The organism is Neobacillus sp. PS3-40 (assembly GCF_030915485.1).
Classification (GTDB): Bacteria; Bacillota; Bacilli; order Bacillales; family Cytobacillaceae; genus JAUZPL01.
The window spans coordinates 2,467,923-2,483,291 of the sequence record NZ_CP133266.1 but is presented as its reverse complement, the minus strand read 5'-3'; the positions used below and the strand labels follow the sequence as shown (position 1 = coordinate 2,483,291).

16 protein-coding genes are annotated in these 15,369 nt (G+C 35.5%); 1 reads left to right on the top strand and 15 read right to left on the bottom strand.

Annotated features, from left to right (window positions below):
- Positions 1-74 precede the first annotated feature (74 nt).
- Entirely contained in the window at positions 75-1,643 is a 1,569-nt protein-coding gene (locus RCG20_RS12150; protein WP_308180416.1) for an IS1182 family transposase, read from the top strand.
- A gap of 109 nt (positions 1,644-1,752) precedes the next feature.
- On the opposite strand, the gene RCG20_RS12145 is transcribed toward RCG20_RS12150, so the two are convergent.
- The 15 genes from RCG20_RS12145 to RCG20_RS12075 all read right to left on the bottom strand — a co-directional run bounded on the left by RCG20_RS12145 (position 1,753) and on the right by RCG20_RS12075 (position 14,910).
- The gene (locus RCG20_RS12145) at positions 1,753-2,817 is read right to left on the bottom strand and encodes an Mrp/NBP35 family ATP-binding protein (RefSeq protein ID WP_308180419.1); all 1,065 of its coding nucleotides are present in this window, start codon (positions 2,815-2,817) and stop codon (positions 1,753-1,755) included.
- A 271-nt stretch (positions 2,818-3,088) separates the two neighbouring features.
- Positions 3,089-3,997, bottom strand: coding sequence for an ABC transporter ATP-binding protein (locus RCG20_RS12140; RefSeq protein ID WP_308180418.1), 909 nt, complete (start codon positions 3,995-3,997; stop codon positions 3,089-3,091).
- A gap of 1 nt (position 3,998) precedes the next feature.
- Entirely contained in the window at positions 3,999-4,682 is a 684-nt protein-coding gene (locus tag RCG20_RS12135) for an ABC transporter permease subunit (protein WP_374120464.1), read from the bottom strand.
- 327 nt (positions 4,683-5,009) lie between these two features.
- Entirely contained in the window at positions 5,010-6,578 is a 1,569-nt protein-coding gene (locus RCG20_RS12130; RefSeq protein WP_308180416.1) for an IS1182 family transposase, read from the bottom strand.
- A 684-nt stretch (positions 6,579-7,262) separates the two neighbouring features.
- Positions 7,263-7,985 (bottom strand): N-acetylmuramoyl-L-alanine amidase CwlD, encoded by a 723-nt coding sequence (cwlD, locus tag RCG20_RS12125; RefSeq protein WP_308180415.1) that lies wholly within the window; start codon positions 7,983-7,985, stop codon positions 7,263-7,265.
- Positions 7,986-8,151: 166 nt separating this feature from the next.
- The gene (locus tag RCG20_RS12120; RefSeq protein WP_308180414.1) at positions 8,152-8,595 is read right to left on the bottom strand and encodes a DUF2521 family protein; all 444 of its coding nucleotides are present in this window, start codon (positions 8,593-8,595) and stop codon (positions 8,152-8,154) included.
- A 207-nt stretch (positions 8,596-8,802) separates the two neighbouring features.
- Complete coding sequence (locus tag RCG20_RS12115; protein WP_308180413.1) at positions 8,803-9,522, bottom strand: YebC/PmpR family DNA-binding transcriptional regulator; 720 nt, start codon at positions 9,520-9,522, stop codon at positions 8,803-8,805.
- Between the two features lie 284 nt (positions 9,523-9,806).
- The gene (locus tag RCG20_RS12110; protein ID WP_308180412.1) at positions 9,807-10,217 is read right to left on the bottom strand and encodes a vWA domain-containing protein; all 411 of its coding nucleotides are present in this window, start codon (positions 10,215-10,217) and stop codon (positions 9,807-9,809) included.
- Positions 10,168-10,392, bottom strand: a complete 225-nt coding sequence (locus RCG20_RS12105) for a hypothetical protein (RefSeq protein WP_308180411.1) — start codon at positions 10,390-10,392, stop codon at positions 10,168-10,170. Before RCG20_RS12105 ends, RCG20_RS12110 begins: the two co-directional genes overlap by 50 nt.
- Before the next feature lie 208 nt (positions 10,393-10,600).
- A complete protein-coding gene (gene rpsI / locus RCG20_RS12100; RefSeq protein ID WP_308180410.1) occupies positions 10,601-10,993 on the bottom strand; it encodes a 30S ribosomal protein S9 in 393 nt (130 codons plus the stop codon).
- A 20-nt stretch (positions 10,994-11,013) separates the two neighbouring features.
- Positions 11,014-11,451 (bottom strand): 50S ribosomal protein L13, encoded by a 438-nt coding sequence (gene rplM / locus RCG20_RS12095; protein ID WP_308180409.1) that lies wholly within the window; start codon positions 11,449-11,451, stop codon positions 11,014-11,016.
- A 227-nt stretch (positions 11,452-11,678) separates the two neighbouring features.
- Positions 11,679-12,419, bottom strand: a complete 741-nt coding sequence (gene truA, locus RCG20_RS12090) for a tRNA pseudouridine(38-40) synthase TruA (protein ID WP_308180408.1) — start codon at positions 12,417-12,419, stop codon at positions 11,679-11,681.
- 12 nt (positions 12,420-12,431) lie between these two features.
- Positions 12,432-13,229, bottom strand: coding sequence for an energy-coupling factor transporter transmembrane component T family protein (locus RCG20_RS12085; protein WP_308180407.1), 798 nt, complete (start codon positions 13,227-13,229; stop codon positions 12,432-12,434).
- Entirely contained in the window at positions 13,226-14,095 is an 870-nt protein-coding gene (locus RCG20_RS12080) for an energy-coupling factor ABC transporter ATP-binding protein (RefSeq protein ID WP_308180406.1), read from the bottom strand. Before RCG20_RS12080 ends, RCG20_RS12085 begins: the two co-directional genes overlap by 4 nt.
- Positions 14,071-14,910, bottom strand: a complete 840-nt coding sequence (locus RCG20_RS12075; protein ID WP_308180405.1) for an energy-coupling factor ABC transporter ATP-binding protein — start codon at positions 14,908-14,910, stop codon at positions 14,071-14,073. Before RCG20_RS12075 ends, RCG20_RS12080 begins: the two co-directional genes overlap by 25 nt.
- Positions 14,911-15,369: the final 459 nt, after the last annotated feature.

Genomic DNA, 15,369 nt, shown 5'->3' with positions numbered 1-15,369 from the left:
TTCCAATAAAAATAAGGGCCACTTCTGATAAAATAAAGTTACCACACCAAATTTCATCCGAAAGAAGGGTCCTTATGTTCAAAAATTATATCATGAATCAATTAGTTTTGCCTTTAGATTTAGAAGTAAAATTACAAAATAATGATATTGCCTACCATGTCCATCATTTAGTTGAAAGTATCCCTCATGAAGCGTTCGAACCATTTCTTCGAAATGAGGGTTGCCCAGCCTATCATCCACGCATGATGCTTAAAATTATCTTATGTGCCTACACACAATCTGTCTTTTCAGGGCGTAAAATTGAAGCCTTATTAAAAGATAGTATCCGTATGATGTGGCTGGCTCAAGGACATGAACCAAGCTACCGCACAATAAACCGATTCCGTGTTCAATCAGAAGTGAAAGATTTAATCCGCCAATGTTTCGTCCAATTCCGTTGCCAATTGATTGAAGAAAAACTTATCGATCAAGAAGCGGTTTTTATCGATGGCACAAAGATTGAAGCGAATGCGAATAAATTTACGTTTGTCTGGAAGAAATCGGTTGAGAAATATCATCAAAGTTTAATTGAAAAGTCAAATCAGCTATACAATGAACTACTTGAGAACGAAATCATACCTGAAATTAAATGTGAAAGCGATGAACAGTTATCATTGGAAGAGATCGCTCAATTGGTTAAAAAAGTGGACGATGTCGTAACCGAGTATGATAAACAAATTGAAGTATCGACAGACGTTCTAGAACGAAAAGCCTTAAGAAGTGAACGTAAATACCCGAAACAAGTGCGTAAACAGTTGATTGATTTTGTCTTACGAAAACAGAAATACCAACAAGACTTTGAAATATTTGGCACACGTAATAGCTATTCTAAAACAGATCCGGATGCGACATTTATGCGAATGAAAGATGATTATATGCAAAACGGACAATTGAAGGCAGGTTACAATGTACAAATCGCAACGGAAGGTCAATACGCGCTTGCCTATAGTTTATTTTCAAACCCAACAGATACACGTACGTTAATTCCATTTCTAGATGAGATCGAGCAGCATTATTTCGAGTTACCGAAACACATTGTCGCAGATGCAGGTTATGGTAGTGAACAAAACTATAATGATATCCTTTCGAACAGAAAACGAGAAGCACTTATTACGTATAACATGTATTTGAAAGAACAAAAGAAAAAGTATAAACAAAACACATTTAATCCCGACAATTGGCAGTATAATGAAGAAACAGATACATATACATGTCCCAATCAGAAACTTCTTAAATTTCAATATTATTCTATACGTAATGACCGTACAGACTTCCAACGGAAGTTCAAAATCTATGAGTGCGAAGACTGTTCAGGATGCCCGTTCCGTTCATCATGTACAAAAGCAAAAGAAGGAAACAATCGAAAACTAATGGTGAATGAAAAATGGGAACAGCAAAAAGAATATGTAAGAGAGAAGCTTTCAGAAGAGAAAACGAGTGCCATCTATCGAAAACGCAAAATCGATGTGGAACCAGTTTTTGGATTCTTGAAGGCTAATTTGCGTTTCTCTCGGTTTTCTGTACGAGGAAAATCGAAAGTAGAAAACGAAATGGGCCTCGCGTTAATGGCAGTGAATTTAAGAAAATTCACTGCCAACAACTAAGGTAATAGAAGAATTAACACCCCAAAATAGATAAAGGTGAATTTGAGTAAGCTCAAATTCACCTTTCTTACTATTTGAAGCTAGTTATGTCCCAGCCTCTTTACCATTTTTATTTATCTAGACTTGCTAGAACATGCTTGGCAATTTCTAAGTAGATTTTACCTGTACTGTGATCTTCCTGATAGACGGAAGGAGCAAACTCCTCTTCATCCCAGTTAGGTTGAGCTAGCGGTAGACGTCCTAAGACTTCAGTGTTTAATTCTTCAGCTAATTTATCGCCGCCGCCTTTACCAAATACATATTCTTTTTCACCAGTTACCTTACTTTCAAAATAGGCCATGTTTTCAATAACACCAAGAATTTCATGTTCAGTTCGTAAAGCCATCGCTCCTGCACGCGCAGCTACAAATGCTGCCGTTGGATGCGGAGTTGTTACGATGATTTCTTTGCAAGAAGGAAGCATGGTATGAACATCCAATGCTATATCACCTGTTCCTGGTGGAAGGTCTAATAGCAAGTAATCAAGTTCTCCCCATTCTACTTCTTTAAAGAAACTATTTAACATTTTTCCAAGCATCGGTCCACGCCAAATGATTGGAGCGTTATCTTCAACAAAGAAGCCCATTGAGATTACTTTAACTCCAAACCGATCTACCGGAAGAATTCGTTCATTTTCGACTACAGGTCTTTCAGAAATCCCCATCATATCAGGGACACTAAAGCCATAAATATCAGCATCAATGAGGCCAACCTTTTTGCCTAAACGCGCTAAAGATACTGCAAGGTTAACAGCAACAGTTGATTTACCAACCCCACCCTTACCGCTTGCGACCGCAATAAAAGTAGTTTTACTATTAGGCGATAATAAACTCTTGTCGCTTTCATCACTTTCACCTGCAGAACCGCGGTGCTTGGCCAATTCTCCCTCAGAAAGTTCACCAAAGCGAATACCTACCGTCGCCGCTCCAGCTTCTTTTAAAAGGTTAACGATTTGAGTCTGAAGTTGTAGTTGTTCAGATGTGCCTGTTTTAGCAATTGCAATCTTAACACTTACATGATTTTTTTCATCTTTTATTTTTACATCTTGAATAGCTTTTATTTCCGCAAATGTTTTATGTATAAATGGATCCTTAAGACCGCCCAGTATTTCACGGACTTTTACTTCAGTTAACATCTAAACACCCACCTTATTGAATTCGTTTACAGGAACAGTATATCATATTCAAACTTGTGAACCAGTTAAATGTATCACATATATTAACCGTTGTTATAGTGATATATATAGAAGTTATTAATCCGTTTTGTTCTCCCTGGAACAATAAATAATCATACGATTTATCTTGGCAAGGATATTCGATGCCTTCCTTATCATTGACCACAAATACAGAATTACGCCAAAGTTATTATTTAATCAAGTATTTGACTGAATTTCAGAATTTTTATTTTCATACAGCCATAAAAACATCTTCTAAAGTTTGTTCTTGAATTTTAATTTCATAAATCTTAATATTATTTTCCCTAAATAAGTCTATTAAATAAGGAACATTTTCCTCGCTATCTAATTCAAAAATTGCAAAATCGTTAATTTGTTTAAGATATCTTATAGAATCTGAATTATTTATTAATGTACTTATTGTTTGTTTATCCAAAATTGGTTTTGTACGAATATGAATAATAACAGATTCATTAGTAGCCATTTTTAGCTCTCGAACAGTTCCAACTTTAACTATCTTTCCTTCGCTCATAATAGCAACTCGATCACATATCTTTTCTACTTCATTTAAATTATGCGAAGTTAGAAAAATAGTTTTTCCTTGTTGCTTTAATCTTTTTATTAACTGTTGAATTTCTATACCTGACTCTGGATCTAGCCCTGATGTAGGTTCATCTAAAAAAACTAAATCCGGATTACCCAATAATGCTTGAGCAATGCTTATTTTTTTCTTCATTCCAAAAGAGAATGATTTAATTTTTTCTTTTTCAACATTAAATAAACCTACTTGATTTAAAAGATCTTTATAATCTTGATTTTTTTTCTTTTCGTCTTTTATTTTCCCCATGTATTTTAGAAAATCAATTGCCCTCATATGCTGATATAAATTAGATGTATCTGGCATTACTCCAATTTTTTGTTTAATTTGATCAATTTGTTTATCACTAAAACCCAAAATTTTAAAATTACCTGCTGTTTTATTTGTTATTCCTGTTAAAGTATGAATAAAGGTTGATTTCCCAGCCCCATTTCTTCCTAGAAGTCCAAAAATTTCTCCTGTATTAACCTCTAAATTAATCCCATTTAATACCTGTTTCTTTTTATAACTTTTTTCAAGTTGAAATACTTCAATCGCCCTCATATTATAAATCCTTCCTTTTAAAGATAAAGTAGGAAATAAACAACAAAATAAAACCGAATAATGCTGGGAAAATTAAATATCCATTAGATTGAACAACATAGTAATAAGGTAAAAAGTATCTAAAAGGAATTAGAAACCATTTTGTTGAAAAGGCGGCCCAAAAACCTAAAATAGGAGCAATAATTCCTATAAAAATCCCTATAAACATGGTTAATCCTGGCTTCGCTATAATTGTTGATAAAAATAAAGTAATGGTAACTATAAAGAATAAAAATATAATTACAACTGTATAATCTAGAAAAAACCATTGTTTAGCATATAAGGAAACAATTATAAAACATGCAGTAGTGGATACAACCCAGAATAAAAATACCCCTAAAAATTTACCAAATATAATATTTCCTTTAGAGGTTTTAGTAACAAGCAAGCGAATGGTTTGAAAGTCTAATTCTTTATTAATCACATCATGTGAAATAGATGACACAAAAAGAAATCCAAAGAAAAAGACTAAAAGTTTTATGCTGGAAGTATATACTGATCCAGAATGCATTGAATTTGTTAGCGAAGGTTGATTAGAAAGGAAATGAGCAGTAAGTATCGAGGATAAAGTAAAAAATAGGATAATTAAAATTGATTTAAAACTTTTGAAGGAATTATAAAATTCGTAGGATATTATTGTTTTCATTATTTCACCCGTTTATGTATATTTTTATATTAATGTAAAATAAGTATATGTAAATTTATTTAATCAATTTGTTTTAATTAATAGTGCAATATTTTCCCCTCCTTTTATCTTTTTTATACAACCTTTGGAAATTTTGTCATATTTATGAACTTTCGTCAACCTATTAAAATCAAAATGGTGCTTTTTGCTTACTTTTTTGATTTTGTCGAATTTTAATCCTTTTTATAAGAGGCTGGGACATAACTAGCTTCAAATAGTAAGAAAGGTGAATTTGAGCTTACTCAAATTCACCTTTATCTATTTTGGGGTGTTAATTCTTCTATTACCTTAGTTGTTGGCAGTGAATTTTCTTAAATTCACTGCCATTAACGCGAGGCCCATTTCGTTTTCTACTTTCGATTTTCCTCGTACAGAAAACCGAGAGAAACGCAAATTAGCCTTCAAGAATCCAAAAACTGGTTCCACATCGATTTTGCGTTTTCGATAGATGGCACTCGTTTTCTCTTCTGAAAGCTTCTCTCTTACATATTCTTTTTGCTGTTCCCATTTTTCATTCACCATTAGTTTTCGATTGTTTCCTTCTTTTGCTTTTGTACATGATGAACGGAACGGGCATCCTGAACAGTCTTCGCACTCATAGATTTTGAACTTCCGTTGGAAGTCTGTACGGTCATTACGTATAGAATAATATTGAAATTTAAGAAGTTTCTGATTGGGACATGTATATGTATCTGTTTCTTCATTATACTGCCAATTGTCGGGATTAAATGTGTTTTGTTTATACTTTTTCTTTTGTTCTTTCAAATACATGTTATACGTAATAAGTGCTTCTCGTTTTCTGTTCGAAAGGATATCATTATAGTTTTGTTCACTACCATAACCTGCATCTGCGACAATGTGTTTCGGTAACTCGAAATAATGCTGCTCGATCTCATCTAGAAATGGAATTAACGTACGTGTATCTGTTGGGTTTGAAAATAAACTATAGGCAAGCGCGTATTGACCTTCCGTTGCGATTTGTACATTGTAACCTGCCTTCAATTGTCCGTTTTGCATATAATCATCTTTCATTCGCATAAATGTCGCATCCGGATCTGTTTTAGAATAGCTATTACGTGTGCCAAATATTTCAAAGTCTTGTTGGTATTTCTGTTTTCGTAAGACAAAATCAATCAACTGTTTACGCACTTGTTTCGGGTATTTACGTTCACTTCTTAAGGCTTTTCGTTCTAGAACGTCTGTCGATACTTCAATTTGTTTATCATACTCGGTTACGACATCGTCCACTTTTTTAACCAATTGAGCGATCTCTTCCAATGATAACTGTTCATCGCTTTCACATTTAATTTCAGGTATGATTTCGTTCTCAAGTAGTTCATTGTATAGCTGATTTGACTTTTCAATTAAACTTTGATGATATTTCTCAACCGATTTCTTCCAGACAAACGTAAATTTATTCGCATTCGCTTCAATCTTTGTGCCATCGATAAAAACCGCTTCTTGATCGATAAGTTTTTCTTCAATCAATTGGCAACGGAATTGGACGAAACATTGGCGGATTAAATCTTTCACTTCTGATTGAACACGGAATCGGTTTATTGTGCGGTAGCTTGGTTCATGTCCTTGAGCCAGCCACATCATACGGATACTATCTTTTAATAAGGCTTCAATTTTACGCCCTGAAAAGACAGATTGTGTGTAGGCACATAAGATAATTTTAAGCATCATGCGTGGATGATAGGCTGGGCAACCCTCATTTCGAAGAAATGGTTCGAACGCTTCATGAGGGATACTTTCAACTAAATGATGGACATGGTAGGCAATATCATTATTTTGTAATTTTACTTCTAAATCTAAAGGCAAAACTAATTGATTCATGATATAATTTTTGAACATAAGGACCCTTCTTTCGGATGAAATTTGGTGTGGTAACTTTATTTTATCAGAAGTGGCCCTTATTTTTATTGGAAAATAATCAAAGCCGGTGAAATTTTACTTATCGTAAAATTCCACCGGCTTTTTCATCTCAGAGGTGGGTTTTGTCCCAGCCTCATTACGTTCCTACTACTAAATAGATTTATATGGATGCCGGCATATGGATGGTTAACCAAAAAACAAAAAGATTAATTATTATAAATAATAAAGAATTAGGTTTTTTATTATCCGAATCTATTGAAAAGCCATCGTATTAAAAATTAACAGAATTAAAGGCAAAAGAAGAGTTTTATCTTTTTTCGTTAAATCCAACCAATGAACTGTCCCCCATTCCTTCCCCTATCGATCTGCACATATGCATAAACTGAATAACGATAAAAAAAGAAAAAATAACATATGGAATATTTATTTCTGGTATTACACCATTCTCCTTATAGAGTTTCCTTTTCTGTAATTTAATAGCTTTTCTCTTTATTAAATTTCTAATTTGGATATATTAACGCAATATACATTTTCTAGCTATAAATCCCATCCCATTATGAAAGTTTGGCGGCAAGCCCCAAGCCCTAGCCAGCGATTGCTTACTTGCACTTATGCGCTCGCAGAATTTATGGATAGCAAAAAAAGAAGGTAATACCACCTTCTTTAATCTGTTACTCTTAGTTCTTTTTCATTCGTAAAATAGCGAATAATTCCTTTATATATCGAAGCAGCAATTTTCTCTTGATATAAATCCTTTTTTAAATTTGCCTTTTCGGTTGGATTTGAAAGAAAGCCAACCTCAACTAAAGCACCTGGTTTTTTAGCATTTTTTAAAATATATACCCGATTAAGTGGTTTCGCTTTCCGCGTTGTATTTTTTAAATTGCGGCGTAGCTCTTCTTGAATAAATTTAGCCACCCGTTCATTTTCTTTATGCTGTGGAGCATAAAAAGTTTGTGCTCCACTCCATCTTGATGATGGAATCGCGTTTAAATGAATACTTACAAAAAGGTCTGTATCTGAGTCATTGATCATTTTCAATCTAGTTTTCAGATCTTCAACCTTCCGCCTGCTGTAACCCCTTGTATCACTACTCGCCAAATCCTTATCGGTTTCTCTAGTCATAATAACGAGTGCACCTTGTTCTTGTAAGAGATCTCTGACTTTCAATGAAACATTTAAAGCAATTTCTTTTTCTTGTGTCTTCTTATCTCCTGCCCCGCCATCTGGCCCACCATGACCAGGATCAAGCAAGATAATTTTCCCAGACAAGGGGAGATTCCAGGAATTCCAGGAACTATTCTCAATAAAATCATATTGTAGGATAAAAAATAAGACCGTTAATCCAACTAGAAAACCAATCACTTTTAACTTTTTCTTTTTCATGATATCATTCCTTCCCGCTCATCCCAGATCACTTATTTATATGGGACAAGGACCGGATTTAGAACCGGAAGAAATGATTATAAGAATGGCGCAAGTAACCCAGGTATAACGGTTATTGGTTATTCCCTCGAAGGGCTCGGCTGCCCACGCTAGACAATTATCCAATTCAGTGTAAACGAAGTTTATGGCGCCTTTCTCCTGTTTCATAACCATCCCGCCACCATATATAAACATACTGTTCACACATATAATATAACGACTCACTATATGTTCCTTCTTCTTCGCCACCCCAATAAAGCAAAAAGTTATATAATGTATCAATTAGATGTCTTTCTTCATGAAAGCAACGCAACCTAACCTCTTCCATATTTTCTCCATAATAACCAAATTTGCTGAATTTAGCTCCTAACAAATAGGATTCCAATGCTAGGTCATAACACGCTTCTTCAATTCCTTTGTTCATAGTCATGATCGTCGTAATTCTTTGTGACCCAAAAAATTGCTTTACTCTTTCCTTGAGTAGATTAATGGATAAATCGGACAAGACAGAACGCTCATATTTTATTTGTTTTTCCCGTTGTTTATCTTTAAGTGTTGTAATTACATTCACAGTTTCTCACCTCTTACGAATTAGTCTTTAACCGAGGGTGACAAGAAATGCAATTCCAAAACCATTTTCCTTTTCCAATTTTTTATCAAAACAAAAAAGCCGATTCTTCTTCCAAAAATACGGAATGAAGATCGGCCTTTTTTATGGTTATAAATAGAATGGTTTCCACCATCCTTTTAGAGAATGAGGTCTATCTGCATTTTAGGATTATTCCCCTAAATCAACATTGTGGTACACTTGCTGAACATCTTCTAATTCTTCAATTGCATCAATCATTTTTTCAAACTTTGCCTGTGCGTCTTCTGGAAGTGTTATGTCATTTTGCGCAAGCATTGTTAATTCTGCAACCGTAAAATTAGTTATTCCAACATTCTTAAATGCTTCTTGGACTGAATGGAACGCGTCAGGTTCGGCATAAACGATAACCGATTCATCTTCTTCTAAAATATCACGTACGTCTACATCTGCTTCCATCAATATTTCAAGCACTTCATCTGCTGTTTTTCCTTCAAGACCAATAACAGCTGTAGCATCGAACATATAAGCTACAGATCCACTTACTCCCATGTTTCCACCGTTTTTACCAAATGCAGCACGTACATCTGATGCAGTACGATTCACGTTATTTGTCAGTGCATCTACAATGACCATTGATCCATTAGGTCCAAAACCTTCATAACGAAGTTCAGTATAATTTTCTTCTGAACCTCCTTTTGCTTTCTCAATCGCACGGTCAATAATCGTTTTTGGTACATTATACGTTTTTGCCCGTTCAAGTACGAATTTTAAAGCCTGGTTTGATTCTGGATTTGGATCACCTTGCTTTGCTGCTACATAAATTTCAACACCGAATTTCGCATATATACGACTTGTGTTTGAATCCTTAGATGCTTTTTTTTCTTTAATATTATTCCACTTACGGCCCATAATGAACCCTCTCTTTCCACTTCAAATCAAGTATAAATTATTTATATACCATCTCAACACTATTTCAAAAAACTAAAAGTTTTCGTTACCACCCTATAGTTAATAAATAGGCTAATTGAAGATGTTTTATGTAATCACTAGGTCATATTATAGCATAATTTATGCTAATTTTAATCATCAAAAAAAGACAGACTATTTTCAAGTATTTTATCATGATTAATCCAAAACCAATGATATAACACATTCAAAAATCCATCCCCTACTAATCGTAAGGGATGGATTTTTCATGTTACTTTAATTGCTTTTCCAAACGGAACTCTCGGTAAAAAAGAACCTGGTACTAGCCAAAACATTTCATAATCAACTTGATTCATTTCGTCAGGTAAAAAGCCTGTTACATCTGTAATATAAAACAATGTATCCACTTTTTCCTCTTCCGCCCACTCCAACACCAATGTATAGGAAGATTTACCATGAGTAAAATAGTTGATTGTATCATTTTTCACTGGTGAAATGCTTCTAATTTTGAAATCTGCTTGAACCATTATAGTATCCGGCTTAACTTGTTCAAACAATTTCACTATGTTATTAATTAAAACAGTTGGGACATCATTCGTAGAAGTGTCTATAGCTAAGGCTACTTTCTTATCTTGGCGTTCTTGTATCATTGAAAGAATCGTTTTGTGCCATCTCAACTCGACCATCCCCTTTGTTTGAATGAGCAGACATATTATTTTTGGCTATAAAAGAATGGGTTATGATTGGATAATAGCGGTAATCCACACAAATATTATCAGGGTAGATTTGTGTTAATGAAGATTGATTAAAATAAAAAGCCGTGTAAGGGCTGTTTCCCCACACAGATTTCATAGACTATGCTACACCTTATTAATTACTTACAAGTATTTGCCAACCAGATTAAAAGCGTAAGTCGCCATGGTCAGCTCCGACAGCTACTTACACTGGACGTCGATTCACCTTTTATCAAAGTTACTAACAGGTTCCTATATTATAATTTTCTAAACAGGAGAAAAAGACCCCCAACCAAATCGGTTGGGAGCCTTTGAAAGCTTGCAAATTAACGTTTTGAGAACTGAGGCGCACGACGAGCACCTTTAAGACCGTATTTTTTACGTTCTTTCATACGTGCATCACGAGTTAATAATCCAGCGCGCTTTAATGTTGGACGGAATTCTGGGTCAGCTTGAAGTAACGCACGAGCGATACCATGGCGGATTGCGCCAGCTTGACCAGTGTAACCACCACCGCTAACGTTAACAAGAACGTCATAGCTACCAAGTGTTTCAGTTGCTACTAATGGTTGTTTAACCACTACGCGTAAAGCTTCAAATGGGATATAGCTTTCGATGTCACGATCATTGATTACAATTTTACCGCTTCCTGGAACTAAGCGCACACGTGCGACAGAGCTCTTACGGCGACCAGTACCGATATATTGAACTTGTGCCAAGTTAATAGCCTCCTTTAAAATTAACCGCGAAGTTCGTAAACTTCTGGTTGTTGTGCTTGGTGCTGATGTTCGCTACCAGCGTAAACGTGCATTTTCTTAAATTGTTGACGGCCAAGAGTATTTTTTGGAAGCATGCCACGAACAGCAAGCTCAATCATTTTCTCAGCATAGTTTGTACGCATTTCAAGAGCAGTTCTTGTTTTTAAACCACCTGGATGTAAGCTGTGACGGTAGTAAATCTTGTCAGTTAGTTTTTTACCTGTAAGATGCACTTTAGATGCATTAAGAATGATAACATGATCACCAGTGTCAACATGTGGTGTAAAAGTTGGTTTATTTTTACCACGTAAAATTGATGCTACTTCAGAAGCAAGACGTCCTAAAGTTTTACCTTCTGCATCAATTACGTACCATTTACGTTCGATATTATTAGCGTTTGCCATAAACGTTGTACGCATGATTTTACCTCCTAAATTAAATTCCTTCTAAGAATCATATTCATTATATTTTCAACACAATAAGATCCGGGGCTTATCGTGGGTTAAAAACACATTCATATGTTATAATATATCCTTGTTGTGCATATGTCAAGAAAATGTTACACCAGGTCGTGTTGTTTTAGAAAAGCTAATACATAGTTGTGAGAATGCTGGATATGTGTCTTCTACTAGAGGCGGGAACGAGCCTACTTATAATACACTTCCCAAAGATACAAGCCCTGAGCTGGTGCTGTTTTTCCCGCAAAGCGACGATCCCTTTTTTCTAAAATAGTAATAATCTCCTTGGGTGAACGAGTGCCAGCACCAATTTCCAAAAGAGTTCCAACTAGGATTCGAACCATATTATATAAAAAGCCATTACCCACAAACCGAAGAATGAAGAGTTCTTTATCCACTGAAAAATCAATTTCCTCTATCGTTCGGACTTTGTCCACCACGTCTGTTTTTGCAGAACAAAAACTCGTAAAGTCATGTGTTCCTAACAAATACATACTTGCTTCCCTCATGGCTTCATAGTTCAATTTATATGGATACTGATAAGCATAATTACGCAGGAAGGGATCTCTATCAAGGGATAAATTAAGATGGTAGTGATATTCTTTTCCCACTGTATCAAAGCGTGCGTGAAAATTTTCTCGAGCCTTCTCTACTGAAAGAATGGAAATATCCTCTGGAAGTAACGAGTTTAACGCAACTTTCCACTTTGATTCTGAGATAGAAAGACTGGAATCAAAATGAATAACTTGTCCTTTTGCATGGACACCCGCATCTGTCCTTCCTGATCCAGTTACTTTTATCCCGTCCCTTTTATGCATTTTAGTTAAAACGCTTTCCAGTTCACCCTGAACCGTACGTTTATTGGGTTGAACCTGATAACCAGAAAATTCGGCCCCATCATATGAAATTACGCATTTATATCTTTGCATACATTTGCTCCATTAAGATCGTAATAAGAATAATAGTGCTGTTAATCCTGCAAGTAATAAAATTTGGAGTGAATCTACCGTTTTCCAACTTAATTGCCGATATTTTGTTCGCCCTTCTCCACCTCGATAACCTCTTGCTTCCATTGCAATCGCTAGCTCCTCTGCTCGTTTAAATGAACCAACAAACAGTGGGATGAGCAGCGGAATTACAGCCTTAATCCGTTCTTTGTAAGGCCCACTCGCAAACTCCACACCTCTGGCAATTTGCGCTTTCATAATTTTATCTGTCTCCTCCATTAATGTTGGAATAAATCGTAAGGAGATTGACATCATTAAAGCCATTTCGTGAACTGGAAAGTGAATTTTCTTTAGTGGATGCAATAAAGTTTCAAGACCATCGGTAATTTCAATTGGTGTAGTTGTTAGCGTTAATAAGGAAGTCATTAAGATCAAGAGGAAAAACCTCATGGAAATAAAGATCCCTTGTTTTACACCCTCATCATACATTTTCAAAGGACCAATCTCATATAGAAGATTTCCTTCCTTTGTAAAAAAAACTTGAAGAACTAGCGTAAAGAGAACTAGCCATATAACAGGCTTTAAACCTGCATATAGAAACCGAAAAGGAATACGTGATAAACCAAGCATCAAGAAAGTATAAATACCAATAATTAAATAGGTAACCCAATTATTGGCAAGGAATATGATACATACAAATAAAAAGATAATCATCAGTTTAGAGCGGGGATCCATTTTATGAACAATCGAATCCGCAGGGACATACCTACCAAAAATCATTTTTTCCATCATACTCGATCACCTCTAGTGAAAAGATTCCCAACTGCAGAGGATAGCTGATCGATAGAAAGATAAATCTTATCGAATTTCACTCCAGTTTTTTGTTCCAGCTTCAACTGAAATCGGACAACCTCTGGAACATCAAGCCCCATTTCAACTAACTCTGATGGAGATGAAAAAATTTCTACTGGAGTTCCCTTTTTAACAACCTTACCTTGTTGCATAATGATAATTTGGTCAGCATATGTTGCTGCATCTTCCATGCTATGGGTAACAAGTATTGTCGATAAACCCCGTGTCTTATGAAGTTGATAAAACATATCCATGATCTCTTTGCGGCCCCGCGGATCAAGGCCAGCTGTCGGCTCATCTAATACGATAACATCAGGATCCATAGCAAGTACACCAGCAATTGCAACACGGCGCATTTGTCCTCCGGATAAATCAAATGGAGACTTTTCAAGGACATCTTCTTGCAAGCCAACCTGCTTAACCGCAATATGCGCTCTCCTTTTTGCTTCCAATTCAGATACACCAAAGTTCATTGGCCCGAACATAATATCTTTTTCAACCGTTTCTTCAAACAATTGATGCTCAGGAAATTGAAATACAATACCTACCCTTTGACGAACCTGCTTAAGATTTTTGTTTTTTTGTTTAGCTTTAATAATACGATCACCTATCATTACTGATCCAGCAGAAGGTTGTAAAAGAGCATTTAAATGTTGGAGTACGGTTGATTTTCCAGAGCCAGTGTGACCGATAAGTGCCATATACGTGCCTGTTGGAATGTCAATCGATACATCTTGAATTGCAAGGTGCTCAAATGGGGTATTTGCTTGGTAGCGATATTCTACTTGTTGAAGTGATATGTCCATAGCTCAGTCACCAACTCTTCTTCTGATAAGTATTGCTTTGATAAATCAATACCACTTTTACGAATTGCCTTGCTCATTTTTATTGAGAAAGGAATATCTAGCCCTAATTGTACTAATTCCTCATCCATTGAAAAGACTTCTTCAGGTGTGCCTTCTCGATAAACTTGTCCCTTATTCATGACAATCATTCTGTCTGCCTTTGCAGCTTCTTCCAGATCATGAGTGATTGAAATTACAGTCAACAGTTTTTCTTCCTTTAATACCCTGACTATCTCCAACACTTCTTCTCTACCTCTTGGATCAAGCATTGATGTTGCTTCATCTAGGATAATAATAGAAGGTCGTAAGGCAAGAACACCTGCAATAGCTACACGTTGCTTTTGACCGCCGGAAAGATGGTGGGGCTCTTGATTAAGAAACTGATCCATTTTAACCTTCTTCAAAGAATCCTCTACTCTTCGGACCATATCATCGCGTTCAATTCCGTTATTTTCTAAACCAAAAGCCACATCATCCTGAACTGTAGTTCCAACAAATTGATTATCAGGATTTTGAAAGACCATTCCCAACTGTCTACGGATCTCCCACACAGAATCTTCATTAAGCTTTATACCACAAACCGTTATTTCCCCTTCTTGAGGAAATTGCAATCCATTTAATAGTTTCGCCATCGTTGACTTCCCCGACCCATTATGGCCTACAATAGCTAACCATTCGCCTTCATAAATAGAAAAGGAGACATCCTTTAATGCATAGTCTTCACTTGATTCGTAATGAAAAGAAACCTTTTCGAGTGTAATAATTGGTTGTTTCACCTGTCATTCCTCCCCTCAACTCAGCTAACTAAACATTTCTCTACTCTTATTTACTTTTTAAAAATTACAGATGGTAACAGTCATACCTTGTAAAACAGAATTAAAGAGTCCATCTCAATACCAAGTATTAGAACAGTTTAATCTTAAAACATTTATTTTTAAAAATGAAGTAAAGTGACATTGCTTCGGCCTTTTTCCTCATACAAAAAAAGCCTGCACCTCATCCCTAAGCAGAAAGATACTACACAATCTGTTAAAAGGGAATTTCTATAAAGAAATGGGAGGAGGTGCATGAGCTAGACGAGATATGAAAAAGAAAATATAAATTACATTTTCAGTCCGGAAAAGTAAGTCTTGCATCTGCCGATACCATAGGAATATGGATTCATACTCATCATAACGCTCTTTTTGGCTTGGGTCTAAACTATATAGGTTTATACAGAAAAAGGGCAGAGAACA